This window comes from Streptomyces cathayae (assembly GCF_029760955.1).
GTDB lineage: Bacteria > Actinomycetota > Actinomycetes > Streptomycetales > Streptomycetaceae > Streptomyces > Streptomyces cathayae.
This window is the reverse complement of the sequence record NZ_CP121682.1, coordinates 519,124-545,543: the sequence shown is the minus strand read 5'-3', so window position 1 is coordinate 545,543 and position 26,420 is coordinate 519,124. Positions and strand designations below refer to the sequence as shown.

General features: G+C 71.1%; 24 protein-coding genes and 2 pseudogenes. 9 read left to right on the top strand and 17 right to left on the bottom strand.

All coding sequences use genetic code 11. The features are described 5' to 3' along the window. Positions 1 to 20 precede the first annotated feature (20 nt). Positions 21 to 287, bottom strand: a complete 267-nt coding sequence (locus tag PYS65_RS02570) for a hypothetical protein (protein ID WP_279332067.1) — start codon at positions 285 to 287, stop codon at positions 21 to 23. A gap of 180 nt (positions 288 to 467) precedes the next feature. Here PYS65_RS02570 and PYS65_RS02565 point away from each other — a divergent pair, with 180 nt between their 5' ends. Beyond that, complete coding sequence (locus PYS65_RS02565; RefSeq protein ID WP_279332066.1) at positions 468 to 1,373, top strand: LysR family transcriptional regulator; 906 nt, start codon at positions 468 to 470, stop codon at positions 1,371 to 1,373. Positions 1,374 to 1,496: 123 nt separating this feature from the next. On the opposite strand, the gene PYS65_RS02560 is transcribed toward PYS65_RS02565, so the two are convergent. Together PYS65_RS02560 and PYS65_RS02555 are read right to left on the bottom strand one after the other, a co-directional pair. After that, positions 1,497 to 3,017, bottom strand: a complete 1,521-nt coding sequence (locus tag PYS65_RS02560) for a catalase (protein WP_279332065.1) — start codon at positions 3,015 to 3,017, stop codon at positions 1,497 to 1,499. Between the two features lie 778 nt (positions 3,018 to 3,795). Continuing rightward, positions 3,796 to 4,359, bottom strand: a complete 564-nt coding sequence (locus tag PYS65_RS02555; RefSeq protein ID WP_279332063.1) for an NAD(P)H-dependent oxidoreductase — start codon at positions 4,357 to 4,359, stop codon at positions 3,796 to 3,798. A gap of 177 nt (positions 4,360 to 4,536) precedes the next feature. Between PYS65_RS02555 and PYS65_RS02550 the strand changes: the two genes are divergently transcribed. The 3 genes from PYS65_RS02550 to PYS65_RS02540 all read left to right on the top strand — a co-directional run bounded on the left by PYS65_RS02550 (position 4,537) and on the right by PYS65_RS02540 (position 8,041). Next, the gene (locus tag PYS65_RS02550; protein ID WP_279332062.1) at positions 4,537 to 5,202 is read left to right on the top strand and encodes a TetR/AcrR family transcriptional regulator; all 666 of its coding nucleotides are present in this window, start codon (positions 4,537 to 4,539) and stop codon (positions 5,200 to 5,202) included. A gap of 180 nt (positions 5,203 to 5,382) precedes the next feature. Further along, complete coding sequence (locus PYS65_RS02545) at positions 5,383 to 6,420, top strand: LacI family DNA-binding transcriptional regulator (RefSeq protein ID WP_279332061.1); 1,038 nt, start codon at positions 5,383 to 5,385, stop codon at positions 6,418 to 6,420. A gap of 184 nt (positions 6,421 to 6,604) precedes the next feature. After that, a complete protein-coding gene (locus PYS65_RS02540) occupies positions 6,605 to 8,041 on the top strand; it encodes an aldehyde dehydrogenase family protein (protein ID WP_279332059.1) in 1,437 nt (478 codons plus the stop codon). A gap of 51 nt (positions 8,042 to 8,092) precedes the next feature. On the opposite strand, the gene trxA is transcribed toward PYS65_RS02540, so the two are convergent. Then, positions 8,093 to 8,497, bottom strand: coding sequence for a thioredoxin (gene trxA, locus PYS65_RS02535; RefSeq protein ID WP_279332058.1), 405 nt, complete (start codon positions 8,495 to 8,497; stop codon positions 8,093 to 8,095). A 117-nt stretch (positions 8,498 to 8,614) separates the two neighbouring features. Here trxA and PYS65_RS02530 point away from each other — a divergent pair, with 117 nt between their 5' ends. Next, a complete protein-coding gene (locus PYS65_RS02530) occupies positions 8,615 to 10,099 on the top strand; it encodes a dihydrolipoyl dehydrogenase family protein (protein ID WP_279332057.1) in 1,485 nt (494 codons plus the stop codon). A 67-nt stretch (positions 10,100 to 10,166) separates the two neighbouring features. On the opposite strand, the gene PYS65_RS02525 is transcribed toward PYS65_RS02530, so the two are convergent. Beyond that, positions 10,167 to 10,811, bottom strand: a complete 645-nt coding sequence (locus PYS65_RS02525) for a peptide deformylase (RefSeq protein WP_279332056.1) — start codon at positions 10,809 to 10,811, stop codon at positions 10,167 to 10,169. Positions 10,812 to 10,955: 144 nt separating this feature from the next. On the opposite strand from PYS65_RS02525, the gene PYS65_RS02520 reads away from it, so the two are divergent. Further along, the gene (locus tag PYS65_RS02520; protein ID WP_279332055.1) at positions 10,956 to 12,380 is read left to right on the top strand and encodes a PepSY-associated TM helix domain-containing protein; all 1,425 of its coding nucleotides are present in this window, start codon (positions 10,956 to 10,958) and stop codon (positions 12,378 to 12,380) included. 99 nt (positions 12,381 to 12,479) lie between these two features. Here the strand turns inward: PYS65_RS02520 and PYS65_RS02515 are convergent, their stop codons facing one another. Next, positions 12,480 to 12,854 (bottom strand): tetratricopeptide repeat protein, encoded by a 375-nt coding sequence (locus PYS65_RS02515; RefSeq protein ID WP_279332053.1) that lies wholly within the window; start codon positions 12,852 to 12,854, stop codon positions 12,480 to 12,482. 119 nt (positions 12,855 to 12,973) lie between these two features. On the opposite strand from PYS65_RS02515, the gene PYS65_RS02510 reads away from it, so the two are divergent. Further along, positions 12,974 to 13,939, top strand: coding sequence for a pirin family protein (locus tag PYS65_RS02510; protein ID WP_279332052.1), 966 nt, complete (start codon positions 12,974 to 12,976; stop codon positions 13,937 to 13,939). Between the two features lie 476 nt (positions 13,940 to 14,415). Here PYS65_RS02510 and PYS65_RS02505 read toward each other — a convergent pair. From PYS65_RS02505 to PYS65_RS02490, 4 genes and pseudogenes are all read right to left on the bottom strand, one after another. Continuing rightward, positions 14,416 to 14,859: pseudogene (locus PYS65_RS02505) on the bottom strand (transposase); the annotation flags it as partial. Between the two features lie 190 nt (positions 14,860 to 15,049). Then, a pseudogene (locus tag PYS65_RS02500) lies at positions 15,050 to 16,138 on the bottom strand (MFS transporter); the annotation flags it as partial. Between the two features lie 148 nt (positions 16,139 to 16,286). Continuing rightward, positions 16,287 to 16,745, bottom strand: coding sequence for an ArsI/CadI family heavy metal resistance metalloenzyme (locus PYS65_RS02495; protein ID WP_279332050.1), 459 nt, complete (start codon positions 16,743 to 16,745; stop codon positions 16,287 to 16,289). A 69-nt stretch (positions 16,746 to 16,814) separates the two neighbouring features. Further along, positions 16,815 to 18,209 carry an FAD-dependent oxidoreductase gene (locus PYS65_RS02490; protein WP_279332048.1) on the bottom strand — a complete coding sequence of 465 codons (1,395 nt, stop codon included), beginning with the start codon at positions 18,207 to 18,209 and terminating at the stop codon, positions 16,815 to 16,817. Between the two features lie 157 nt (positions 18,210 to 18,366). On the opposite strand from PYS65_RS02490, the gene PYS65_RS02485 reads away from it, so the two are divergent. Together PYS65_RS02485 and PYS65_RS02480 are read left to right on the top strand one after the other, a co-directional pair. Then, the gene (locus PYS65_RS02485; protein ID WP_279332046.1) at positions 18,367 to 18,726 is read left to right on the top strand and encodes an ArsR/SmtB family transcription factor; all 360 of its coding nucleotides are present in this window, start codon (positions 18,367 to 18,369) and stop codon (positions 18,724 to 18,726) included. 114 nt (positions 18,727 to 18,840) lie between these two features. After that, a complete protein-coding gene (locus PYS65_RS02480; protein ID WP_279332045.1) occupies positions 18,841 to 19,182 on the top strand; it encodes an ArsR/SmtB family transcription factor in 342 nt (113 codons plus the stop codon). Positions 19,183 to 19,304: 122 nt separating this feature from the next. Here PYS65_RS02480 and PYS65_RS02475 read toward each other — a convergent pair whose 3' ends face one another. The 7 genes from PYS65_RS02475 to aroA all read right to left on the bottom strand — a co-directional run bounded on the left by PYS65_RS02475 (position 19,305) and on the right by aroA (position 26,375). After that, positions 19,305 to 19,994, bottom strand: a complete 690-nt coding sequence (locus tag PYS65_RS02475; protein ID WP_279332044.1) for an ATP-binding cassette domain-containing protein — start codon at positions 19,992 to 19,994, stop codon at positions 19,305 to 19,307. After that, positions 19,982 to 21,793, bottom strand: a complete 1,812-nt coding sequence (pstC, locus tag PYS65_RS02470; RefSeq protein ID WP_279332043.1) for a phosphate ABC transporter permease subunit PstC — start codon at positions 21,791 to 21,793, stop codon at positions 19,982 to 19,984. Before pstC ends, PYS65_RS02475 begins: the two co-directional genes overlap by 13 nt. A 3-nt stretch (positions 21,794 to 21,796) precedes the next feature. Continuing rightward, positions 21,797 to 22,675, bottom strand: coding sequence for a phosphate ABC transporter substrate-binding protein (locus PYS65_RS02465; RefSeq protein WP_279332042.1), 879 nt, complete (start codon positions 22,673 to 22,675; stop codon positions 21,797 to 21,799). Positions 22,676 to 22,751: 76 nt separating this feature from the next. Next, on the bottom strand, positions 22,752 to 22,988 hold the full coding sequence (locus tag PYS65_RS02460) for a hypothetical protein (protein ID WP_279332041.1): 237 nt from the start codon (positions 22,986 to 22,988) through the stop codon (positions 22,752 to 22,754). A 176-nt stretch (positions 22,989 to 23,164) separates the two neighbouring features. Continuing rightward, positions 23,165 to 23,524: a hypothetical protein gene (locus tag PYS65_RS02455; protein ID WP_279332039.1), complete on the bottom strand. Its 360-nt coding sequence runs from the start codon at positions 23,522 to 23,524 to the stop codon at positions 23,165 to 23,167. Continuing rightward, the gene (gene gpmI, locus PYS65_RS02450; protein ID WP_279332038.1) at positions 23,521 to 25,056 is read right to left on the bottom strand and encodes a 2,3-bisphosphoglycerate-independent phosphoglycerate mutase; all 1,536 of its coding nucleotides are present in this window, start codon (positions 25,054 to 25,056) and stop codon (positions 23,521 to 23,523) included. The genes PYS65_RS02455 and gpmI overlap by 4 nt, the downstream gene beginning before the upstream one ends. Continuing rightward, positions 25,053 to 26,375: a 3-phosphoshikimate 1-carboxyvinyltransferase gene (aroA, locus tag PYS65_RS02445; protein WP_279332037.1), complete on the bottom strand. Its 1,323-nt coding sequence runs from the start codon at positions 26,373 to 26,375 to the stop codon at positions 25,053 to 25,055. Before aroA ends, gpmI begins: the two co-directional genes overlap by 4 nt. Positions 26,376 to 26,420: the final 45 nt, after the last annotated feature.

The following is a 26,420-nucleotide window of genomic DNA, read 5'->3' as shown; positions in this document are numbered from 1 at the left end:
CCTGTCAACGGGCGCCCCGTTCAGTGACCCGTCCCGCCCACACCGCACGCCCCGCCCGCCCGGCTCGGCGGGACGTCGGCGGGCGGCCTGCTGCGGGTGACGACGCGGCTGCCGCGGTCGTCGGCGACGCGGACCTGGAGCGAGCCGCAGCCGCAGCGGGTCCACACGGTGCTGCCCGCCGCGGTGGTGTGCCGCGACACCAGCCGGAACGGCTCGCCGTCGTCCGGCCATCCGCAGTACGGGCAGACGACGCCGGTCGCGCCGGTGCTTTTGGGCGTGCTGGTCATGATGACTCCTCAGCTCCTCACATCACCGGGCCCGCGCAGCCTCGAGCCCGCGCGTTCTCGAACGTGCGGCTCCCCTGACGACACGGCCCGGTCGGCCGTCGTGACACAGCCCAGGGTGCGCCGGAACATCCGTACACGTCCAGGTTGACTTTGTGGACTCGACCGTGAAGCGTGGGCTACATGATTGACCTGCGCCGGCTGCACGTCCTGAGGGCGGTCGCCCACTACGGCACGGTCACAGCGGCTGCCCGGGCCCTGCACTTCACCCCGTCCGCCGCCTCCCAGCAGATCCGCCAGCTCGCCCGCGACCTGGACGTCGACCTGCTGGAACCACAGGGGCGCGGGGTACGGCTCTCCCCGGCGGCCGAGAGCCTGCTCGCGCACGCCGACGCCATCCAGGCCCGCTGGGAGCAGGCCGAACTGGACCTGCGGGCCGACCGCGGCGCCCCCGCCGGGCTGCTGCGGGTGACCGGATTCCCGGTGGCGATCTCGGTGCTGCTGGCGCCCATGGCGGCCCGGCTGGGCGCGCGCCATCCGCGGCTGACGGTGCGGATCCTGGAGACGGAGGTGCCGAAGAGCTTCGACCTGCTCTTCGAGGGGGCCACCGATCTGGCGATCGTGGAGGCCACCCCGAGGAACCCGCCGCTCGGCGACGCGCGCTTCGACCAGCGGCCGCTGCTGGACGACCCGTTCGACCTGGTGGTCCCGAAGGGGCATCCGCTGGCCGGGCGGGAGCGGGCCGGCCTCGAGGAGGCGGCGCGCGAGCCGTGGATCGCGCCGGTGCCGGAGAGTCCCTGCCGGCCGCATGTGATGTCGGCGTGCGGCGCCGCCGGGTTCACCCCGGACGTCGTCCACCACGCCCTCGACTGGAACGTCACCGCCCATCTCGTCGCGCACGGGCTGGGCGTCGCCCTGATCCCGCGGCTGGCCCAGCTGTCCCCGCATCTGCCGATCACCCGGGTGCGCTGTACGGGCAACCCGCACCGCAAACTGCTGACCTGCACGCGAGGAGGCGGCCACGCCCGCCCGGCGGTCGAGGCCGCCCTGCGCGAACTACGGGAACTGGCGCCGACGGCCGTCGCCTGACGGCCGTTCGAACAGTCGGGCAGACCCCGCAGGCGCGGACACAGGTGCGGGGCGCGCGCCGTGTGACGCACGCCCCGCACGGACGGGAAACCGAAGCCGCCCACTCGTCCTTCGCCGAAGGCGTCAGGCCTTTTCCTGCAGGGTGCGCCGGGCCGGATTGCCCTGTTCGGCGGCCTTGGGGTCCTTCTCGTCCGCCTTCGCCCGCACGCCCTGGGCGATACGGGCACCGATCTTCTTGTCGATGTTCGTCCAGTACTCGAAGGCCCGCTCGAGGACGGGTTCGGTCACGCCGTTGAGGAGGTGTCCGACGACGTTGTCGACCAGCCGGTCGCGCGCGGCGTCGTCCATGACCTCGCGCACCAGGGTGCCGGGCTGGCCCCAGTCGTCGTCCTCGGGGTGGGAGACGTAGGCGGTGCGCATGAGGGCCCCGTCGGCCTCCCAGCTGGGCGGAGTGCCGTAGTGCTCGGTGTCGGCCGCGGGACCGCCCTTGGAGTTCGGCGCGTACACCGGGTCGGCCGTCTTCCGGTAGGCCATCGCGCCGTCCTTGGAGTAGGTGTGGACGTCGACGACCGGGGCGTTCACGGGGAGCTGCTGGTAGTTGGTGCCGATCCGGGCGCGGTGGGCGTCGGCGTAGGAGAAGAGCCGCGCCAGCAGCATGCGGTCCGGGCTCGGGCCGATGCCGGGGACCAGGTTGTTGGGCTGGAAGGCCGCCTGCTCGATCTCGGCGTGGTTGTCGGTCGGGTTGCGGTCGAGTGTCATGCGGCCGACCGGGATGAGGGGGTAGTCGCCGTGCGGCCACACCTTGGTCAGGTCGAAGGGGTTGAACCGGTAGCCCGCGGCTTCCTCGTACGGCATGACCTGCATGTGCAGGGTCCAGCTCGGGTAATCGCCGTCGCGGATGTGCTCGAAGAGGTCCCGCATGTGGTAGTCGGTGTCGACGGAGGCCATCTGGTCGGCCTCGTGCTGGGTGAAGCACTCGATGCCCTGGTCCGTCTTGAAGTGGTACCTCACCCAGAACCGCTCGCCGTCGGCGTTGATCCACATGTACGTGTGGGAGGAGTAGCCGTTCATGTGGCGCCACGTCCGCGGGATGCCGCGGTCTCCCATGAGCCAGGTGACCTGGTGGGCGGATTCCGGCGAGAGGGTCCAGAAGTCCCACTGCATGTCGTGGTCGCGCAGGTTGTTGTCCGCGCGGCGCTTCTGCGACCGGATGAAGTGCTGGAACTTCATCGGGTCCTTGATGAAGAACACCGGCGTGTCGTTGCCGACCATGTCGTAGTTGCCCTCGCTGGTGTAGAACTTCACCGCGAAGCCGCGCGGGTCGCGCCAGGTGTCCGGGCTGCCGCGCTCGCCCGCGACGGTCGAGAAGCGGACGAGCAGATCGGTGCGGGTGCCCGGCTGGAAGACGGCCGCCTTGGTGTAGGCGCTCACGTCGTGGGTCACCTCGAAGTGGCCGAAGGCGCCGCTTCCCTTGGCGTGCGGCTGACGTTCGGGGATCCGCTCGCGGTTGAACTGCGCCATCTGCTCGATGAGGTAGGCGTCGTGCAGCAGGATCGGCCCCCCGGGACCTACGGTGAGCGAGTGCTCGTCACTCTCCGCCGGGGCGCCGGAGTCCGTCGTGGTGGCGGGCGGGGTGTCTGTCATGGGTCAGCCTTTCGTCTTCCGGTGGTGGAGGACCGGGTCCCGCGCGGCACGGGACCGGGACGACCGAGGCCTTTTCGCGTGCCCCGGAGCGGCTGTGTTTATCCGGCCCGGCCCCGGCACGGCCGTGTTCTCCCCGGGGCCCTGGCCCGTCCCGGCCGGACCGGGGCGGTCACGCCGGACCGCGGCACCCCGCCGTGAGAACACCTCGCCGGGATCCCACGTCTCGTGGGTGCGAAAGCCGTGGTGCGGCAGAAGCGGTCGTCCGCCGGCGCCCCCGGTCCCGTACCGCGTCCTGACGTCGGGAGGCCCCACTCGGCCGCCCGTCGCCGCTCTGCTCCTCCGGAGTGCCGTCGTCGGCATCAGTCGACCACCGGGGGCCGGAGCCCGCAACGCGGGAGAGGCCGTGAGGGGGGAATCCCGGTGTCCGTAGGAGCGGCCGCTCGCGCGGCCGCCCGGCCGTCACGTCGGACGGCGGGCTCGGCCCGCCACCGGTCGTCCGCGCCTGCCGCCGTCCGGATGCCCCCGCGCGCAGCCCGTCCTCGGGGCGCGTACGTCGGAGGGGACCGCCCTGTCCATCGCGGCGGAGACCGTCGCAACCCGGCGGGGCGGCAGGGGAACGCCGCTGACCGGCTCGCGGACGCCGGTCCACCACGAGGAACGCGCGACGGCCGGGGTCCGAGCGCGGGGCGGGCGGCCCGTCCGCACGGCCGAAGGGGCCGGCGCCGTCGTCGGTACGGCACCGGCCCCTTCGGGACAGGTCAGGTCGTGCGGGGTGCGGTCAGACGGCGGCCGGCGCGGTGGCGTGGCCGTTGAGGGCGACGACGACCTCGGTCAGCTGCCCGACGACCTCGGCGTCGTCGGCGGGGCTGACCTCGGCGAAACGGGTCACGGAGCCCGGGATCGAGAGCTTGATGTCCTCGATCACCTTGCCGCCCGCGATCCCCAGGGCCTTGCGGGCCTCGTCCTGCGCCCAGACGCCGCCGTACTGGCCGAAGGCGGTGCCGATCACGGCGACGGGCTTGTCACCGAGGGCGGCGGCGCCGTACGGGCGGGACAGCCAGTCGATGGCGTTCTTCAGGACGGCCGGGATCGTGCCGTTGTACTCGGGCGTGAAGAGCAGCAGGGCGTCGGCGCTGCCCACGGCCTCGCGCAGCCGGGTGGCGGCGGCGGGGACGCTGCCCTCGACGTCGATGTCCTCGTTGTAGAAGGGGATCTCCGCGAGACCCTCGTAGAGCACCACGTCGGAGCCCTCGGGCGCGAGCTTCACCGCGGCCTCGGCGAGCTGACGGTTGTGCGAACCGGCGCGGAGGCTGCCGACGAGGGCGAGGATGCGGACGGACATGAGAACTCCTGGGGGGTGGAATACCGGGTGGGACATGGGTGGGGCAAACGGTGCGACGGTCGGACGCGACGGAGTGACGAAACACTGCCGCAACAATCCGGACCGAGGTCCGTTTTCTTTTCTAGCACCCTAACCGGACCCTGGTCCAGTTTCTTCCCGATGCCTTACCCTGGCTTCATGTCCGTCGTGCCGTCGCCCGCCCCGAGACCTCAGGAGCCCGTCGAGCCGCAGGAGTTGCCGCAACTCGGCGGCGAGATCGACGAGCCCTGCCTGCGGGCCGACGCGGCGCGCAACCGCGCCCGGCTGCTGGAGGCCGCCGCTCTGCTCGTCGCCGAGCGCGGCGCGGACGGCCTCACCATGGAGGCGGTGGCAGCGGCGGCCCGGGTGGGCAAGGGGACGGTCTTCCGGCGCTTCGGCGACCGCACCGGGCTGCTGTCGGCGCTGCTAGACCACTCCGAGAAGAAGTTCCAGGCCGCCTTCCTCACCGGACCCCCGCCGATGGGGCCGGGGGCGCCGCCCGCGGAGCGCCTGCGGGCGTTCGGTCTCGCCCTGCTGCGCCGCACGGCCGACGAACTGGAACTGCAGCTCGCCGCCGAACCGTGCGCCGACCGCCGCTTCACCAACCCGCCCCGCCGTGTGCTGATCCACCATGTGTCGCTGCTGCTGCGCGAGGCAGTCCCCGAAGCGGACTGCGAACTGCTCGCCCACACCCTGATGGCGCCGCTCGACCCCGCCCTGGTCCACCACCTGACCCAGCAGCGCGGGATGCCGATGGAGCGGCTGGAGGCCGCGTGGGTGGACCTCGTCGACCGCGTGACGGGTCCCACAGCCTCCCCCGGCTGACCGGGCCGGCGTACCGCGGCCGCACGGTACCGGAGCGCGCCACCTTGACGGCGCCACCCCGGCCGCGTGGCTCCGGCCGTGCGGCCGGGGCGTCCTGAACTGGGCCGGGATCGTGCTGAGACGCTCTCAACTCCCCCGGCCGAAGGGCCCGTTCGGGCTTCTGCGAAGATGCGTTGCGTCATGGTGCAGATACCGAACCCACCCACGCCCGCATCCGCCGCACTGCCGCGTGCCGTGCCCACGAGCGCCGACGTGGCCCGACTGGCCGGCGTCTCGCGCGCGACCGTCTCCTACGTCCTGAACAACGCCGAGGCCGTCCGGATCAGCGAGCCCACCCGCCGCCGCGTCCACGACGCCGCCAGGGAACTCGGGTACGTGCCGCATGCGGCGGCCCGCAGCTTACGGGCCGGCCACAGCCGCATGGTGCTGATGCCGGCCCCGGCCTTCCCGGTCGGCCCGGTCTACAGCCAGTTCGTCAACGACCTCCAGGTGGCGCTCGGCCGCCTCGACTACACGGTCGTGCAGTACGGCACCGTCGGCGTGCACGACGACGAGGCCGCCCGTGCCTGGGCCGAACTGCGGCCCGTGGCCGTGCTGGTCCCCGGCTCCGGGCTCGGCCCGCGGGGTGTCGCCGTGCTCAAACGCTCCGGAGCGCGTGCCGTGATCACCCTCGGCCCGGAGTCCGTCGAGGGCGCGCACGCCCTGCTCATGGACCACGACGTCGTCGGCCACAGCGCGGGCGCCCATCTGTTCGACCGCGGTCGGCGCCGCATCGGCGTCGTCGTCCCGCGCGAGCCCGGTCTGGGGGCGTTCTCCGCGCCTCGCCTGGCCGGTGTGCGTGCGGCGCTGCGCGGCACCGACGCGACGGTCACCGAACTGCCCCTCGCCCACGACGAGGGCGCCGCCGCGCGGCTCGCCGCCGGCTGGCGCGACCTCGGCCTCGACGCCGTGTTCACCTACAACGACGAGTACGCGATGCTGCTGATGCGGGCCCTGGACGACGTCGGCGTCCGCATCCCGGAGGAGACGGCCGTGGTCGGCGCCGACAACCTCATGCTGGGCCGGCTGCTGCGGCCCCGGCTGACCACCGTCCATCTCGACCTGCCGCCCGGCCGGGAACTCGCCGAACTCGTCGACCGAGCGGTGCGCGATCCCGCCGCCGCACCCGAGGCCCACAAGGTGCTGGGGGCGTCGGTGGTCCAGCGCGAATCCAGCTGAGGCCCGTTCGCATGCCGGGTGCCTGCCCGCACCGCATGCGAGTCCCGGTCGCGTCGTCGGACGATGGGGAAGCGGACCGTCCGGATGGCGACTAGAATGTTGCCTGCTCAACTAAATGGTACGCGGAAGGACAGCCGGGCTCGCGCTCGCGCGGTGCGCCGGCGACCGATCGGAGAGCTCACCCATGCCGTTGCTCGACGCCACGACCTGGCAACCCCGCCGTCTCGCGGGACCCGACCACACCGTCACGGAGCCCGCCACCGGCGAACAGCTGGCCACCGTCACCCTCGCCACCGGTGAGGACGTCGGAGCCGCCGCCGAAGCGGGCCGCGCCGCCCAGACCGAGTGGGCCAAGGCCCCGCACTTCGTCCGTGCCGCGGTGCTCCGCAAGGCCGGCGACCTGTTCGCCGCGCACGCCGACGAACTGCGGGAATGGCTGGTCCGGGAAGCCGGCAACATCCCCGGCAAGGCCGACTTCGAACTGCACGTCGCCGCCCAGGAGTGCTACGAGGCCGCGGCCCTGGCCTCCCGCCCGCCCGGTCAGGTGCTGCCCACCGAAGGACCCCGGCTGTCGTACACCCGGCGGGTGCCGGTAGGTGTGGTGGGCGTCATCGCGCCGTTCAACGCGCCGCTGATCCTGTCCATCCGCTCCGTCGCCCCGGCCCTCGCGCTCGGCAACGCGGTCGTCCTGAAACCGGACCCGCGCACCGCGGTCTGCGGCGGGCTGGCGCTCGCCGCGGTGTTCGCCGAGGCGGGACTGCCCGAAGGGCTGCTGCACATCCTGCCGGGCGGCGCGGAGACCGGCCAGGCACTCGTCGCCGACCCGCTCATCCCCGTCATCTCCTTCACCGGCTCCACCGGCGCCGGCCGGCACGTCGGGGAGGCCGCGGGCCGTCACCTCAAGCGGGCCCACCTGGAACTCGGCGGCAACTCCGCGCTGATCGTGCTGGAGGACGCCGACCTCGACGCGGTGATCTCCACGGCGGCCTGGGGATCGTTCTTCCACCAGGGCCAGATCTGCATGACGACCGGACGCCACCTGGTGCACGCCTCGCTCTACGACGAGTACGTCGAACGGCTGGCCGCCAAGGCGGACTCGCTCGCCGTCGGCGACCCGCACCGCGACCAGGTCCACCTCGGCCCGCTCATCGACCGCGGACAACTCGACAAGGTCCACGCCCTGGTCGAGTCCAGCACCGCCGGCGGCGCGAAACTCGCCGCCGGCGGCACCCACGACCGGCTGTTCTACCGGCCCACCGTCCTCGCGGACACCGGCGACGACACCCCCGCGTACACGGAGGAGGTGTTCGGCCCCGTCGCACCCGTACGGTCCTTCGGCGACGCCGACGAGGCCGCCGCCCTGGCCGCCGCGAGCCCCTACGGCCTCGCGCTGGGCATCGTCACCGCCGACACGGCACGCGGCCTGGACCTGGCGGAGCGGATCCCGACGGGGATCGTGCACATCAACGACCAGACCGTGAACGACGAGGCCGTGGCCCCCTTCGGCGGCGTCGCCGCCTCCGGCACCGGATCCCGCTTCGGCGGCGACGCCAACCTGGACGCGTTCACCGAGGTGCGCTGGACCACCGTGCGCGGGGACGTCGCGCAGTACCCCTTCTAGGCGGTTTCCAGAAGGAACCGTGTCCGAAGGACCCGAGCCGGGGCCGGTCGGTCACCGGTCCTGGCCCGGGCTCCCCGCCTCGCCGCCGGCCTTCGCCTGCTGCTCGGCGATCGACTTGCGGACCTCGTCCATGTCCAGCTTCCGGGCCTGCCCGATGACGTCCGTCAGCGCGGCCTCGGGCAGGGCACCCGGCTGGGCGAACACGGCCACCTGGTCGCGGACGATCATCAGCGTCGGGATCGACTGGATGCTGAAGGCCGCGGCCAGCTCCGGCTGCGCCTCCGTGTCCACCTTGCCGAACACCAGGTCAGGGTTGTCCTTCGCGGCCTTCTCGTACACGGGCGCGAACTGACGGCACGGCCCGCACCAGGACGCCCAGAAGTCGATGAGAACGAACTCGTTCTCCGTGACCAGCTGGTCGAAGTTCTCCTTGGTGAGCTCCACGGTGCTGCTCATGGTGTTCCCTCTTCCTGGTGTCGGGGCGAGCCGTCCGCACAACACGGCCGACCGGGTCACGTATTCCGCGCCCCTACCCATGTGGCCACCCTGCACACCACCCACCAGACTGACCCCATGAGGCAAACGGAACCGACAGGATCGACGGCACCGACGGGGTCGACAGGACCGGCGGAACCGGAGTCCACGGACTACGACGTCGTCGTGCTCGGCGCCGGGCCCGTGGGGGAGAACGTCGCCGACCGGACCCGCGCGGCCGGACTGACCACCGCGATCGTCGAGAGCGAACTGGTCGGCGGCGAGTGCTCCTACTGGGCGTGCATGCCCAGCAAGGCCCTGCTGCGTCCCGTTCTCGCGCGGGCCGACGCCCGCCGCACCCCCGGCCTGAGCCGGTCGGCGCAGGGACCCCTCGACGTGAGCGCGGTCCTCGCCCACCGGGACGAGTACACCTCGCACTGGAAGGACGACGGCCAGGTCCAGTGGCTTCGGAGCGTCGGCGTCGAGCTCCACCGCGGCGTCGGGCGGATCACCGGCCCGCGCACGGTGACCGTCACCGCCGGCGACGGAACGCGGCACGTCCTCACCGCCCGGCACGCCGTCGCCGTCTGCACCGGCAGCCGCGCGCTGCTGCCCCCGCTGCCCGGACTCGCCGACGTCGCGCCGTGGACGAGCAGGGAGGCCACCAGCGCCAAGGCCGTGCCCGGCAGGCTGGTCGTGGTCGGCGGCGGTGTCGTCGCCACCGAGATGGCCACGGCCTGGCAGGCGCTCGGCTCCCGGGTCACGCTCCTGGTACGCGGCAAGGGCCTGCTGTCCCGGATGGAACCCTTCGCCGGAGAGCTGGTCGCCGAGGCGCTCACCGAGGCCGGCGCGGACCTCCGCACCGGTACCTCCGCCACCTCGGTGACCAGGGAGAACGGCACCGTCGTGGTCGTCACCGACACGGGGGAGCGGATCGAGGCCGACGAGATCCTCTTCGCCACCGGCCGCGCCCCGCGCACCGACGACATCGGCCTGGAGACCGTCGGCCTGGAACCCGGATCCTGGCTCACCGTGGACGACACCCTCCGTGTGACCGGCCAGGACTGGCTCTACGCGGTCGGCGACGTCAACCGGCGTGCCCTGCTCACCCATCAGGGCAAGTACCAGGCCCGTATCGCGGGCGCCGCCATCGCCGCGCGCGCCGCCGGGGAACCCGTCGCCGCGGAGGCATGGGGCGCGCACGCCGCCACCGCCGACCACGACGCCGTACCCCAGGTGGTGTTCACCGACCCGGAGGCGGGCTCGGTCGGCCTCTCCCTGGCCGAGGCGGAACAGGCGGGGCACCGCGTCCGGGCCGTCGACCTGGACCTGTCCTCGGTCGCCGGCGCCGGTCTGTACGGGGAGGACTACAAGGGCCGCGCCCGCATGGTCGTCGACCTCGAGAGCGAGACCCTGCGCGGCGTCACCTTCGTCGGCCCCGGAGTGGGCGAACTGATCCACTCGGCGACCGTCGCGGTCGTCGCCCAGGTCCCGGTCGCCCGCCTGTGGCACGCGGTCCCGTCGTACCCGACGATCAGCGAGGCGTGGCTCCGACTGCTGGAGGCGTACCGGGACAGCGCCTGAGCCACAGGGAGAACGGGACGCAGGCGGGCGACCGGGCCTACGGGAGCCGGTTCCACGGGAGCCGGCTCTACGGGAGTTCGAAGCCCAGTGCCCGCGCGGCCGTCTCCGGTGTCGGCTGCGCCCAGCGCTCCGCCATCGCCTGGTGGGACGAGAGCGAGCGGGGCTCGGCCCGGTCGAGATAGAGCGTGCCGTCGAGGTGGTCCGTCTCGTGCTGCACGATCCGCGCGGGCCAGCCGCCGAACACCTCGTCCACCGCCCGCCCGTGCTCGTCCTGTCCGGTCAGCCGCACCTCGACGTGGCGCGCCACCACCGCCTGGTAGCCGGGCACGCTCAGGCAGCCTTCGAAGAAGGCCGCCCGCCCGCCGCCGACCGGCGCGTAGACCGGGTTGACCAGCACCCGGAAGGGCTGCCGCACCCGGCCGCGTGCCAGCCGCACCTCCTCCGGGACGGGCGCCGGATCCTCGATCACCGCGATCCGCAGCCCCACCCCCACCTGCGGCGCGGCCAGGCCGACCCCCGGCGCCGCGTGCATGGTGACCCGCAGCGCCTCGACGAACCGCGCCAGCAGCATGGGGTCCAACTGGCCGTCGAAGGGCTCGGACGCCTGCCGCAGAACCGGATCACCGGCCGCGACGATGGGCAACGGCCCTGCACCGGCGAGGAGTCGCTCGACGCGCTCGGCGAGGGGCACACGGTCGTTCACAGTTCCCATCGCGCCAGGATGACACGTGCCCACGACACCCCCGTTCCGCCGAGTGGCGCAGGTCACGCCCGCCGCCCGGGAACTCACGGCCCCGCCGCCCCGACCACTGGAGCAGCACCACGGCCGCCAAGACGCCCCGGGAGAAGCCCACCGATGACCACCGCTCCCTCGACCACCACGGACGAGGCCCCCCCACCCCCCGCCCCCGCGCGGTCCGGATCCGGCTGGGCCACCCTGCGTCCCCTGATCCTGCGCCTGCACTTCTACGCGGGCGTGGTGGTGGCGCCGTTCCTGCTCGTCGCCGCCTTCACCGGCCTGCTGTACGCCGCGTCCTTCCAGGTCGAGAAGATCGTCTACGACCACGAGCTGACCGTCCCCGTCGGCGACCGCGCACTGCCGATCTCCGAGCAGGTGGCCGCCGCCCGCGAGGCGCACCCCGAGGGCGCGGTCTCCGCGATCCGGCCCGCACCCGAGGCGGACGCGACCACCAGGGTGATGCTGTCCGGCGTGCCGGGAGTGGACCCGAACCACACCCTCGCCGTGTTCGTCGACCCGTACACCGCGGAGGTGCGCGGCGCACTGGAGCAGTACGGCTCCACCGGCGCACTGCCCCTGCGCACCTGGATCGACGAGTTCCACCGCGATCTGCACCTCGGTGAAACGGGCCGCCTCTACAGCGAGTTCGCGGCCAGCTGGCTGTGGGTGATCGCCGCCGGCGGCCTGGTGCTGTGGTTCTCCCGCCGTCGGGCGCTGCGCAAGATCCGCGGCACCAGCGGCCGGCGGCGCACTCTGGGCCTGCACGGCGGCATCGGAGCCTGGGCCGCGGCCGGCTTCATCTTCCTCTCCGCGACCGGACTGACCTGGTCCACCTACACCGGTGCCACCATCGCCGACCTGCGCGCCTCGCTCGGCCAGGAGACGCCCGCGGTGTCGGCCGCCGCGGGCGGCGAACACGCCGGGCACGGCGCGGCGGGCGGAAACGGGGGCGACGCCGAGCACGGGGTCGGCCTCGACAAGGTCCTCGCGGCGGCCCGGGCCGAGCGCCTGGACGACCCGGTGGAGATCGTCCCGCCCGCCGACGACGCCTCCGCGTACGTCGTGAAGCAGGTGCAGCGCAGCTGGCCCGAGAAGCAGGACGCGGTCGCCGTCGAACCGGCGACCGGCGCGGTCACCGACGTCGTGCGGTGGGCCGACTACCCGGTGCTCGCCAAACTCAGCCGCTGGGGCATCGACCTGCACACCGGAACCCTCTTCGGCCCGCCCAACCAGATCGCGCTGATGCTGCTCGCGGCCACGCTGATCCTGCTGATCCTGTGGGGTTACCGCATGTGGTGGCAGCGAGGCCGGGGCTCGGCCTTCGGCCGGCCGATCCCACGCGGTGCCTGGCAGCAGGTGCCGCCGTACGTCCTCGTCCCACTGCTGGCGGTGATCGCCGTGCTGGGCTACTTCGTCCCGCTGCTCGGCATCCCGCTGGCCGCCTTCCTCGCCGTCGACATCCTCCTCGGGGAGATCGCGCACCGACGGGGACGACGGACGTACGGGGGAGGCGCACGCACCGGAACGGCACGGACGCCGTAACCGGGAGGGGCTGAAAACCGCGCGGGCCGGTGCCCTGCTCCTCCCGGAGGGAGGCCGGCACCGGCCCGCGCGACTGCCGGACGGCCGTCCGGCAGTCCTCTACGCGCGGTCGAACTCGCGGTCGAGCCCGCCGTCGAACTCGCCCGCCAGCGCGGCGGCGATCCGCAGGTGGGACTCCGCCTCCTCGTTCCGCCCCTGCCGTTCGAGGGTGCGGCCGAGCATCAGCCGGGCGTAGTGCTCCACCGGGTCGCGCTCCACGATGATCCGCAACTCGGCCTCGGCGCGGCGCAGCTGGGCCGAGTGGTAGTAGGAGCGCGCCAGCAGCAGCCGCGGCCCGGTCTGCTCCGGCACCTCCTCGACCAGCCCGCTCAGGACGCGCGCCGCGGCGGTGTAGTCCCTGGCGTCGAAGAACAGCCCGGCGCGCTCCCAGCGCTCGGCCGGGGTTCCGTGGTCGTAGTAGTACCTGGTGTCCACTCGTGACCTCCTTCGACACCGACAACGGAGCCAGTTGGTTGAATATTCCACCACCGGTTCGGATGCGGAGCGGGAGCGGACGAGTGACGCACCGCACCTCTCGAAGCTAGGTTGTGCCCATGAGCAATCTTGAGCGGGAAGCCGTTCCGTCCCTGTGCGGTGGCCGCGGCTTCGTGGTGGCGGAGCCGGTGCGTGAGCTCCTCAGTCCCCGACAGGTCAAGCTCGGCGAGTCCACCGAGGTCCGGCGGCTACTGCCCAACCTGGGGCGGCGCATGGTCGGCGCGTGGTGCTTCGTCGACCACTACGGTCCGGACGACATCGCCGACGAGCCCGGCATGCAGGTGCCGCCGCACCCGCACATGGGTCTGCAGACGGTGAGCTGGCTGCACGAGGGCGAGGTCCTGCACCGTGACTCCACGGGCAGCCTCCAGACGATCCGCCCGCGCGAACTGGGCCTGATGACGTCCGGCAGGGCGATCAGCCACTCCGAGGAGAGCCCCCGCTCGCACGCCCGGTTCCTGCACGGCGCCCAGTTGTGGGTCGCCCTCCCGGACGGCCACCGCCACACCGACCCGCGCTTCGAGCACCACACCGACCTCCCGGTCGTCACGGCACCGGGTGTCGAGGCCACGCTCATCCTCGGTGACCTGGACGGCGCCACCTCTCCGGGCACGGCGTACACCCCGATCGTCGGCGCCGACCTGGCCCTGGCGAACGGCGCGGACGTCCGGCTGCCCCTGGAGCGCGACTTCGAGTACGCGGTCCTCGCCATGTCCGGCGAGGTCCACGTGGACGGCGTACCGGTGCTCCCGGGCTCGATGCTCTACCTCGGCTGCGGCCGCGACGAACTCCCGCTGCGCGCCGAGTCCGACGCGGCGCTGATGCTCCTGGGCGGAGAGCCGTTCGAGGAGGAGCTGGTCATGTTCTGGAACTGGATCGGCCGCACCCAGGAGGAGATCGAACAGGCCCGCCGGGACTGGATGACCGGCACCCGCTTCGGCGAGGTGAAGGGCTACGACGGCGCCCCACTGCCGGCCCCCGAGCTGCCGCCGGTGCCGCTGAAGCCACGAGGACGGGTTCGTTGACCTGCGGGAACGCCTGAGTCCTGGTGGCTGGTGGGCGGGAGTCGGCCGGGCGCTGCCTCCCGCCTTCCGGCCGCTCGCGGGAGGACGGCTGAGCGGAGTGCGGACCGGAACGGGACGGCAGGCGGTTCCCCGGTGTGGCGGTGGCCGTCCGTGAGCAGCTGCGGCAGGACTCTTGCCGACCTGATGCTGACTTTGCTGACGCCTCGTCAGCTGCGTTTGAGGCACTCTTTTCGCAGCTCCCTCGCGTGCGGTGGCCTTTGCGGACTCGGTGCCGGCCGGACGAATGCCGCCCCGGCGGGCGGCTGGGCCGGGTGCCGGGGCGTGAACTCGGCACGTGCCCTGTCGTCTTGTGGAGAGTCGACAAGGTTCGGGGGCCGTGGATGCCCGCTGGTGAACGCTGCTTTCCTTGATCTGGTGAGAGAAGTGCTGTCCGAGCGCCACCAGTGGGTTCTTCGAGGTCGTTTTCTTCCGTTTTTTCATCCCGGGATCTGTGGTTGATGTGGATTTACGGGGTCGCGCCAGGAGATGGTGTTCTCGCCGGTGAGGCGGCGGGCCATCAGGTCGGTCATGGCGAGGTGGATCATGGCTTCGGAGCGGGCGGGCAGGGTTTCGTAGTCGCGGGCCAGACGGCGGTGGAACATCAGCCATCCGTACGTGCGCTCCACGGCCCAGCGTTTGGGCAGCGGGGTAAATCCCCTGGTGCCGGGCGTGCGTTGGACGATTTCCATGTCGATACCCAGGCGTGCGGCGTGCTCGACGAGGTGTTGGCGGTAGCCGCCGTCGACCCAGGTCTTGCGGACAGTGGGATGCTCCGCGGCGACGTGGTCGACGAGGGCCTGGCCGGCGTCGGAGTCCTGCACGCTCGCCGCGGTGACCAGCACCGCCAGCAGCAGGCCGAGGGTGTCGGTGACGATGCTCCGTCACCATCAGGAGACGGCAGAACCGCTCAAACACTCACGAACCGCCCTCTCGCAGCCTCGCGCATCTTCCTCGCGTGCTCGGCCTCCTGCTCCTCGGCACTCATCAAGGTCACTCCTTAGTGATCTTGGGGCAGGGCGCTCATCACCGGGCGCTGGGCCTGGCAAACGACGACCGCGGCAACGCCCACATTCATCTTCTGCGCGTGAGTGGAGGTGTCGTGCGATGTGCGATCAGTGCGGCAGCGGCCGAGACGAGAGCGAGACCTGCGAAGAGGTGTGGGTAGCCTCCTAGTGGCACGGAGAGTGCGGTACCCGCGAACGGGGCCAGTGCGGATGCCGTGGTGGTGGGCGCGGCGAGTAGCCCGGAGAGGCGTCCGTACTGGTTCGCTCCCCAGCGGTCGGTGACGGCGGTGGCCTGGAGCAGAGTGAGGTTGCCGCGAACGGTGCCGGCCATGACCGCGAGCGCCGCGAGTAGCGGGTAGGGGCCCGGAATCAGGGCGAAGGCGGCGGTGGACACTCCGCCCAGGCCGATGAGAACAGCGGCGCGTACGGCGGGCGTGGTCCGGCGGGCGATGGCGGTGTAGAGGAGGCGGCCGAGGGTTTGGCCCAGACCGCCCAGACCGAGAGCCCATGCGGCCTGGTTGGTGGTGTAGCCGCGATCCAGTAGCAGGGGCACAAGGGTGACGACCACGGCGTACATCGCGAAGGCGGACAAGGTCAGGGCGGTGGTGAGCAGCAGGAAGGTGCGGCTGCGGATCACGGTCCTGCTGGTGGGGGCCTGGACGGAGGTCGAGTGCGCGGGGGCGGGCCAGGAGGCGCGCAGGGCCAGGGCATGGGCGGGCAGGGTGACGGCGGCCAGGACTGCGGCGAGGATCAGGTAGGTGTGTCGCCAGCCGAAGTGGGCGCTGAGCTGAGCGGTCAGGGGAGCGAAGACAGTGGAGGCCAGACCGCCGGCGAGGGTGACCACGGTCAGGGCGCGCACATGGTCAGGGGCCCACCAGCGGGTGAGGGCGGCGAATGCGGGCTGGTAGAAGGTCGAGGCCATGGCGAAGCCGGCCAGCAGCCATCCGGCCGTGAAGAGGAACAGGTTGGGCGCGGTGGCGATGACGAGCAGGCTGGCGGTGCCGATGGCGGATCCGGTGGTCATTACCATCCGTGGTCCGCGGGCGTCGAGGATGCGGCCGACGCGGATGCCAACGAGTGCGGAGACCACGAGTGCGGCCGAGAACGCTGCTGTGGTGGCAGCTGCGGACCAGCCGGTGGTGGCAGTGATCTCGGGGTTGAGGACGGGGAACGCGTAGTAGACGATGCCCCAGCTCGTGATCTGGGTCAGGCACAGGGCGGGCAGAGCAGCGCGCGGACGCAGCTGCTTGTCAGGGCTGGCTGCGACCGCGCGCGGCCGGGCGTTGAGATGGGTCATCGGAGGGTCAGCAGCAGTTCGGCGCCGTAGGCTGCTGCTCGGTCGCGGCGTCGTCGCCCGGGGTGCAGCAGGCGTCGGCCGGCTGCTTGGCGAGGGTATCGGCGTCAGCCTTGACGACGTACACCTCCCACGGCTCTTGGCCGGGGCCGCGCACCCACACCTTGTCCTGGAGTGCGTAGCAGCAGGTGGTGTTGTTCTCCTCGACGGTGGCCAGCCCGGCCTGGGCGAGCCGAGTGGTGGCCTCCTTCACTTCCTGGGTGGATGCCACCTCGACGCCGAGGTGGTCCAGGTGTGTGTCCTCGCCCGCTGTTCCTTCGATGAGAACGAGCTTGAGCGGGGGTTCGGCGAGGGCGAAGTTGGCGTAGCCGTCGCGGAGCTTGGTCGGCTCGGCGCCGAACAGCTTGCTGTAGAAGGTGATGGCTGTGTGCAGGTCGGGGACGCGTAGGGCGAGCTGTATCCGGGACACGGGGTATTCCTCCTGCTGATTTCGAAAGGGACGGACCCTCGAGGCTGAGGCGGTCCCGAGGCGGGGCGGTCAGGCGTCGCAGCAGCCACCGGCCGTGGTGGCGGAGCCGGCGGAGGCGGGAGTGAGCTGGATCAGTTGCGGGGCGGGGGCGGCACAGCAGCCTCCTGCGTCCGCTCCGGCGGTGTCGGGGGTGTCGAACAGTCCGGCACCACCGCACACGCCGGTCTCCGGCAGGACCAGTTCCACGCGGTCCGCGGCGTCCGTGTCGCCGGCGAGGGCGGCCACCACGGAGCGGACCTGCTCGTAGCCGGTCATCGCCAGGAACGTGGGAGCGCGACCGTAGCTCTTCATACCAACCAGGTAGACACCGGAGTCGGGGTGGGCCAGTTCGCGGTGGCCGTGCGGGTAGACAGTGCCGCAGGAGTGCTGGTTGGGGTCGATCAACGGGGCCAGCTCCACCGGCGCCTGCAGGCGCTCGTCCAGACGCAGGCGCACCTCGGAGAGGAATGACAGATCGGGGCGGAATCCGGTCAGCACAATCACTTCGTCCACCGCCTGCAGGCGCCGGCCGTCCTCGGCCACCAGGATCACTCGCCCGTCGGTATCCCGCTCGACGGCCTCGGTGCGAAAGCCTGTGACCGCATCGGCGTGGCCGTCGTCGACGGCGGTCTTCGCCGCCAGACCGAGGGCGCCGCGTGCGGGCAGCTGATCGGCTTCGCCGCCGCCGAAGGTGGAACCGGAGATACCGCGACGCAGGATCCACACCGCCTTCGTGCCGGCGCCGTCCTGGGAGCGAGCCAGGTCGGCCAGCGAGGCGAGAGCGGTGAACGCGGAGGCGCCGGAGCCGATGACCGCGATGCGCTTGCCGGTGTAGCGGGCACGTACCGCCGGGTCGGTCAGGTCGGGCACGCGGTAGGCGATGCGGTCATGCGCCGCCTGCTCGCCGAGGGCGGGCAGGCCGCTTCCACCGGCCGGGGAGGGGGTGGTCCAGGTGCCGGAGGCGTCGATCACCGCTGCCGCGAGGATCCGCTCCTCGCGGCCGTCGGAGTGCTGCACGTGCACGACGAACGGTTGAGTCTCACGGTCGGCGTCCACGATGAGGTCGCGGCCCGCCCTGGAGACGCCGGTGACCCGGGCGCCGTAGCGGACCCGCTTGCCGAGCGTGTCGGCGAGGGGCTGCAGATAGCGCTCCACCCAGTCCTGGCCGCTCGGGTAGGCGGCGGCATCGGGCCTGCTCCAGCCCGTGGGGGCGAGCAGCTTTTCGGCGGCCGGGTCGACGATCTCGCCCCATGTGGAGAACAGGCGTACGTGTGCCCATTCGCGCACGGTGGCGCCGGCGGCCGCCCCGGCCTCCAGGACGAGGGGCCTCAGACCGCGTTCGGTCAGGTGGGCGGCGGCGGCCAGACCGGTGGGGCCGGCGCCGATGACGGCGACAGGGAGGTCGGCGGGGGAGGGGGCGAACATAGACGACTCCTCGGTTTCGATGTTCGTCGATACAATTCAGCATGCATCCGGGATCGATGCTCGTCAACATAGAAGTTCATCGAATTGGCGTTACGGTCTCTGTGGTGCGATCTGCGGCACCCTTGGCAGGTGATTAGATAGCTGTCAACATAGAGGCATGTCTAACTTGGCCTCGGGCTCTGTTGCTGACGTCTCCGCTTCCTTGAAGTGCTGCCAGCCACTGGGGCAGGAGGAGTTGTCCGCTGCTGACGCCGAGAAGATCGCTGCCATGTTCAAGGCGCTGTCCGACCCGGTACGGCTGCGGTTGTTCTCGAAAGTCGCGGCGCAGCCCGGCGGGGAGGCATGCGTCTGCGAGATCCAGGACGTCGGAGTCTCCCAGCCCACAGTCAGCCACCACCTGCGCAAACTGCGTGAGGCAGGGCTGCTGGTCTCGGAGCGCCGGGCGAGTTGGGTGTACTACAGCGTGGCACCCGGCGTGCTGTCGGGCATGGCCGGTCTGCTGTCACGAGCCGTTTGAGCCAGTACGCTCCGGCGGGCCGCGGGGGGGCGCGCACCGGGCCAAGCGGTCGTCGGTGTAGGGCATGTCTGCCGGTCACGCAACCCAGAAGCGACGCTGGGGTGAGGAGACGACATGTGTCAGAGGGGCGCCGGTGCCACGTGCGACGGGACGTGCCTGGAGCTGAGCGCGGCGGACATGGTCTGGTGGTCCAATGTCTTCAAGACGTTGGGTGACCCGGTCCGCCTGCAGTTGCTGATACACCTGGCCGAGCTTCGAGGTGCCGAGGCCGCTGTGCACGAGCTGGCCGATGTCGGGGTGTCGCAGGCGACCGTGAGCCACCACCTCAAGCGGCTGCGCTGCATCGGTCTGATCGAGAGCCGACGTGAGGGCCGCCTCGTCTACTACCGGCTGGGTGAAGGAGTCCGCTCAGCGCTGATGCAGATCCTGCATCAGCGTAGCCAGGTGGGTGTGTAGCAATCCGGACCGCGCCATGGGCGGAACTCCAGCCCCGCACCCTGGCGGTGAAGGCACTGGGTGCAGGGCTGGAGGAGCCAGGGAACCGGGCGTTTCGGGGTGTCCTCTCGGCTTTGGGGTGGTCAGGAGACTGCGACGGCGGGGGGTGCTGCCACGGGTTGGTCCAGGCGAACGGTCGTGTCGCAAAGACGTTCCATCTGTGCCGGGTCGTGGGAGACGAGAAGGACTGCGCGGCGACCGTGCAGCGCTGCTATCGATTCCTCGACTTTGTCCCGGCTCTGTTCGTCGAGTGCGCTGGTGGGCTCATCGAGGAGCAGAGCCGCCGGCTCCAGGGCCAGTGCACGCGCGAGACACAGTCGCTGCCGTTGTCCCGCGGACAGGGTGTGGGCCGGTGAGTCGAGTCTGTCGGAGACCTCCTTCCACAACCCGGCCTCGTGCAGTGCTTGTTCCGCTCGTTCGCGCAGCACCTCTCGGGGGGCCCGCAGGACATGCCTCAGGCCGAAGAGCGCGTTGTCGAGGATGCTGCCGCCGAAGACCACGGGCGTCTGGGGTACGAGTACAACCTTGGCCCGGAGGTCGGCGTCTCCCTTGCCCGGGGCAATCGTCCGTTCCAGCACCTGCAGGTCGCCGTCTCTGGTGAGCCCGCTCGGGAGCAGGTCCACCAGGGCACGCAGGACGGTGGACTTGCCGGCGCCCGATGGCCCGCACAGACCAGTGGTGGACCCTTGCCCAAGGCTGAAGGAGACGGGACCGACCAGGGCCTTGTTTTGACTGCGCACGCGGAGCTGGCGCACGGTGATTATGTTGTCCATCGCTCTCCTTCGAAGCGGTTGCGCAGCGCGACCGCCGCGCTGAGGAGGACTGCGGTGATGAGGACCAGGACCATGGCGCTCCCCCATGCCTGGGCGACTGCCTGGGGATCACCCGAGTCCTGGGAGAGAGTGAAGATGTGGGTCGGCAGTGCCTGTACCGGGGACTCGACGATGCCGCTCGGCAACGCGGGAGCTCCGAAGAAGACCGTGGCAGTGAACAGCAGTGGGGCGGTCTCGCCGGCCGCGCGGGCCAGACCGAGGAGCAGGCCGGTGACCGTGGCGGGCCAGGTGTAGGGGACGACGACCGACCGGATGAGCTGAGCACGGGTCAGGCCCAGGGACAGTGCGCTTTCCTTCAGTTCGGGCGGCAGGCTCCTGACCCGAGCGGCGGTGGACAGTGCGATCACGGGTACGACCACGGGGACGAGCACGATGGCTCCCGCCAGCCAGGACCTGCCCCATCCCATGGTGGTGGACAGGATGACGAATCCGGCCAGTCCCAGCAGGATGGTCGGCACACCTCCGAGAACGACCGTCAGGGTCTGGAGCAGTCGCGCGGTACGGGCGGACGCGTGGACACCGATCAGGACGCCGGCGCCGAAGCCGAGTGGCAGGGCGAGAAGACCCGTCGTGACGACCAGCAGGAGTGTGCCGACTATCTGGTCGCGAACTCCTCCGCCGGCCGCTCCTGTTGCCGAGGTGAACCAGAAGGACGGATCGAACGCATTGCTTCCTCGAGTCACCAGAAGAGCGAGCATGCCCACGAGGAGGAGGCTGGGCAGCAGCAGAGCTCCCAGCCGCAGTGACATCGCGAGTCGATCCCGCTGAACACGCATCCGGGTCGAGGTCCGGTACCGGGGTGTGCGCTTGGTCGTTGTGCTTTGCCTCTGGCCCCGCGTGCCCCAGAACGTCGCCGCAGCCACCAGTGCCAGCAGGATGAAACCGAGTCCGCACAGGGCGGCGAAGTGAGGGCCGGAGGTGCCGGCCAGGACGGGCTCCGGCCCGGCCAGCTTCGTCGTCAGCGTCTGACCGGGGTGGACCAGCGAGTCGAGGAAGCCGCCGAAGCTGGTGGGAAGCCGTCCGTCGGCTCTGCCCACGACCAGGAAGACCGCGATGGCTTCGCCGAGCGCTCGGGCCAGGCCGAGCAGAACGGCTGCCCGCATGCCTGACCGCGCGAGCGGCAACACGGCTGAGCGGACGACTTCGCGGCGGGTCAGGCCGAGTGAGAAGGCGGCTTCCCGACAGCGGTCGGGCACTGCGGCGAGCGCGTCCACGCTGACGGCCACGATCGTCGGAGTGATCATGACGGCGAGGACGATGCCGGCGGCGATGAGACTGTCACCGCCCGGTACGTCCGCCAGCTGGGCGATGACCGGGCGGATGACGATGATGCCGATGAGGCCGTAGACGATGGAGGGCACGGCGGCGAGCAATTCCACGCACATGCGCAACGGCCGAGCCACGCGGGGCGGCAGGTACTCCGACAGCGCGACAGCCGCCGCCCAGCTGACGGGTACGGCGAGGGCGAGGGCGAGTACGCAGACGACGGCCGTGCCGTAGATCATCGCCAGGCCGCCGTAAACGGAATTGGCCGGGCTCCAGGCGGCTTCGGTCAGGAGCGCCGGCCAGTCGACTTCGCCACTGCCGACCCCTGTGCCGAGATACCCGACGAGGACCATGAGCAGGGCTGCTACGGAGAACGCCCCGGCGTACACCCAGCTCCAGACCCACCTCGACGGGTGTGGGCGGGTGCCCGGGTCCGGTGTGACCGGTTGCCGAGTCAGTGTTCTGGTGCTCATCGGCTACTTCCCGATTTGCTCGAGGGTCAGGTAGCCGTGCTTGGTCATCAGTGCCTGGCCCTTGGCGGACAGGACGTAGTCGATGAACTTCTTGGCCTTTCCTTCCGGCTCACCGTCGGTCAGGAAGTAAAGGGGCCTGGACATGGGGTACGTGCCGGAGGCGATGTTTTCGGGAGTCGGCGCGATGCCGCCCAGCGTCACCGCCTGCAGATCATCGTGTCCTTCGATGAAACTGGTGGACAGCGGCGCCACAGCGCCGGGTGTCGACTTCAGCTTGTTGCGGGTTTCGAGGTTGCCGCCCACGATGGCGAAGTTGCCCGACTCGGGCGGCGGCGGGGGCTTCTCCTCCCCGTAGAGGTACTTGTCGAGCACCTCCCGCGTGCCGCGCCCGGGTTCCTTGTCGTACACGAAGACCTCGAGGTCCGGACCACCGACCTCGGACCAGTTGGTGATCTTCCCCTCGAACAGGCCGCGTACCTGAGCCGCTGTGAGGTCCTTCACGCCGCCGTCGGCGACCTGCTGGGTGACGATGACACCGACGGCGTCGGCACCGATCTGGACGGGACGGAAGTCGGTGTCGGGGTGGGCGGCCTTGTTTTCGTCGGCCAAGGGCTTGGAGCTCATCGCGATGCTGATCTGACCCGATGCGAGTTGTGAGATGCCGCCGGCGGACCCACCCTGGGTGGCCACGGTGATGTCGAGTCCGTCGGCCTTGAGGGCCTGGGCCGCGTCCGCGGCCACGGGGGCTACCGTGGTCGACCCGCTGACCTGTAGAGCACCTGCTGCTCCACCTTTCTTGTCCGCGCATGCCGTCGCAAGGGACATGACCATCAAAGCCGTTGAGGCAAGGTATGCGAGACGGCGCTTCTTGCTGAACACCACTGGGGCCCTTCTTTCGTTGTGCGTGATCGCGGCGTGCGTGATGAGGTGACGTGGGACGTACCTGAGTCCCGGAAGGTCACGGAGGTGACGGCCGGAGGAATGCTCGCCAGGCGATCGCGAAGTCCCGCGGTATGCGGGAAAGGCCGGTGCGCACCGTGCCGGAGTCGGCATCGGCGGACACCTGAGCGGCCGGTGTCGGCACCCTGTGAGAGGTATCGGCACCGACGAGGGCGGCAGTGGTGAGATGAGGAACGTCGTCGGCTCGCCCGGCGGTGGCCAAGGCGAGCAGCACGACGAGTACGAGTATTTCCATGTCAGATCCTTCGGGGTTGGCGGTGCCCTGAAGTGAATGCGAGGCAGCGGTGCCCTGAGGGGGCTGCCCGCGCAGGCTGCGGTGGATCTGGCGCAGATGTGCCGACGGTTCGTCGATGTCGGCACGTCAAAACGAGGAACCGGGCTCAGCGGCCCGGACTTCGGGGTTTCCTTTCTTTATGGGGTCGCGGTGAGCCAGACGTGGCCGGACGCCGCGAGATGGACGTACATCCCATCGGCGGCACGACGGGTGTGCATGGCTCCGCTGATGAAGTGCCAGGTGCTCTCGGCGTGTTCGGGCAGCAGACCGTGGAGGTTGATGCGGGCCTCGTCCGTGGACGGGTTGTGCAGGCCCAGGACCGTGCGGGAGCGGTCGGCGGGCTCGCGCAGCACGGCTTCGATGCCGTCGACATCCAGCAGACGGACGATGGCGTCCTCGGCGAAGACGGCCGCGAGGTGAGGCTTGTCCAGGCACCTGGCCAGGTCAGGTGCCTGGTGCCATGCGGCCTGGGTGGGAGGAGGGGCGAGCGGGCTCACAGCAGGGGCCTTCCTGTCATGGCGGATCCGGGTTTGTGTCCCAGGAGATGCAGGACGGTGGGAGCCACATCGGCGAGCGTGGCCTTTTCCGGCAGCGTCGACGCCGACCGGATTTCCCGCGCGGGGACGATCACCAGGGGCACCGGGTTGGTGGTGTGCCCGCCGTAAGGGCGGACGGTGCCGTCCGGGGCCTGCTTGGTCATTTTCTCGGCGTTGCCGTGGTCGCCGACGGCCAGCACCCACCGGCCGCTGTCGCGGGCCGCGCCGAGGATCTGCCCCACTGCGGCGTCGGTCGCCTCGCAGGCGGTGACGGTGGCGGCCAGATGGCCGGTGTGCCCGACCACATCGATGTTGGCCAGGTTGGCGACGACCAGGTCGACGTCCGCGCGGCCGGCGGCCTGGACGACGGCCGCGGTGACGCGGTCGAGGTTCATCTGCGGACGTGCGATGTAGTCGGGCTTGCCCTCGCCCGTGATCCGCACGTGTTCCTCGACATCGCGCACCGTGGCATCACGGCCGTTGATGTAGTAGGTGACGTGCTCGAACTTCTCGGCCTCGGCGACGCGGACACTGCGCAGCCCGGCTGCGGCGAGTTCGTCGGCCAGACCACCGGAGGCGTCCGCCCGCTGCACCAGAGCGGGTATGGCGGCGCGGGTATCGTACTGGGCCAGGCTGAGCATGTCCACCGAGCGTCCGGTGGCCGTCAGGTGCTCGATCAGGCGGTCGGCGAACTGCTGGATGCGGTCGCTGCGGAAGTTGAACCACACCACAGCGTCACTGTCGGTGATGGCCGCGTCCCCGGTCGCGGTGAGCACGCTCGCGGGCACCCACTCGTCGCCGCGCTCGGAGGCAGCCACCGCCTGATCGACGCTGTCGACGGGCGTGCCGCGGCCGTCGGCGACCAGGGCGACCGCCTGCTCGGTGAGGTCGAGGCTGCCGGCCTTGTCCATGGCGTAACCGCGGCCGATGACGGTGGCGATCCGCCCAGTCCCGGCGCGGTCGGTGAACTCGGCCACCTGTGCCAAGTAGGCCGGGGAGGTGTGGTCGGCCACGTCCCGCCCGTCGGTGATGGCGTGGATGAACACGCGGCTCACCTGGTGGGCGGCCGCAGCGGCCAGCAGGTCGCTCAGGTGCTCGACGTGGGCGTGGATCTGTCCGTCCGAGCACAGCCCGATCAGGTGCAGAGCGCGCCCCGCGGCAGCCGTCTTGTCCAGGACGGTGCCCAGGCGGGGGTGGGCGCGCAGCGTGCCGTTGTCGATGGCCTGCTGGGCCAGGAGGCTGTCGTAGGGCAGAGGCCGTCCGGCACCGATGACCATGTGGCCGATCTCGGAGTTGCCGACCGTGCCCGCGAGCAGGCCGACCGCCTCGCCGGAGGCGTCGGCCAGCGTGCTCGGGAACCGGGTGACGAGCTCGTCCAGGACCGGGGTGTGCGCCAGGGCCAGGGCGTTGTCGTCGGCTGCGGGGGCCTGTCCCCAGCCGTCGAGCACCAGCAGGATGCCCGGGCCGGCGAATGCCGCCTCGGGTGTGCTCATACGGTGCTCTCCAGGGTGGGGTGGAGGGTGTCGAGGGTCTGCCAGAAGGTGGGGAAGGACTTGGCGACGCAACCGGGGTCCTTGATGACCACGCCCTCGGTGCGCAGGCCGCCGATGGCGAAGGTCATGGCGATGCGGTGGTCGTCGTAGGTGTCGATGACCGCGCCGTGCGGGGTGCCGCCGGTGATGTACATGGCGTCGGCGTGTTCCTCCACGCCGACGCCCATCTTGCGCAGCTCGGTGGTGACGGCGGCGATGCGGTCGCACTCCTTCACTCGCAGGGAGGCGATGTTGGTGATGCGGGTGGTGCCCTCGGCGTAAGCGGCGGCGATCGCCAGGGAGGGCACGACGTCGGGCATGGCCTCCATGTCGATGTCGATGCCGTGCAGCGGCCCGCCGGTCAGGGTGATGGAGTCGTCGGTGACCTCGGTGCGACAGCCCATCCTCTCCAGCGCCTCCACCAGGTGGACGTCGCCCTGGTGGGAGCCGGCACCGATACCGGGGATGACGACCCGCGACTGGAGGATGGCGGCGGCGGCCAGGAAGTAGGACATGCCCGATGCGTCCGGCTCCACGGTGACCTGGCCTCCGCGGGCCTGCTGTCCGGCCGGGACGGTGAAACGCCGGTAGCCGTCGCGCTCGACGCTCACGCCCATCTCCTTCAGCGCGGCGAGCGTCATCTCCACGTAGGGCTTGGAGACCAGCTCGTCGCTGATGGTGATCTCGGTGTCGGTCTGGGCGCGCAGCGCGTTGATGATGAGGCTGGAGGTGAACTGGCTGGAGACGGCGCCGCTGATGGAGGTGGTGCCGCCCTTGAAGGAGCCGCCGACCACGCGGATGGGCGGGCTGCCGTTGCCGCGCACGGCGGTGGCGTCCACACCGAGCGCGGGCAGCGCCTTGAGCAGGTCGCCCATGGGGCGTTCCTGCATGCGGGCATTGCCGGTGATGATGGTGGTGCCCTCGGCGTGCCCGGCCATGGAGATCAGGAACCGCAGCGGGGTGCCCGCGCCGCCGACGAAGATCTCCTCACTCGGCGCACGCATCGGCTTGCCGGTGGGGGTGACACGGATGCGGGCGGTCGACTGGTCGATGGCGCAGGTGACATGGCCGAACGTCTCGATGGCGCGGGCGAGGTAGACGGTGTCGTCGGACAGCAGCGCGTTGTCGATGACCGTCTCCTGCCCGGACAGGGAGGCGATGGCCAGGTAGCGGTTGGTGTAGCTCTTGGAGCCCAAAACGCGGACGGTCTCGTCGAAGCCGGACAGCGTCCGGACGGTGACGGACTCGGCTTCGAGGCGCGGATCGGATGTAGCGGTCATGCACTGCCTCCAGCAAAGGGGACGGATGGTGCCGGGTTCGAGCGG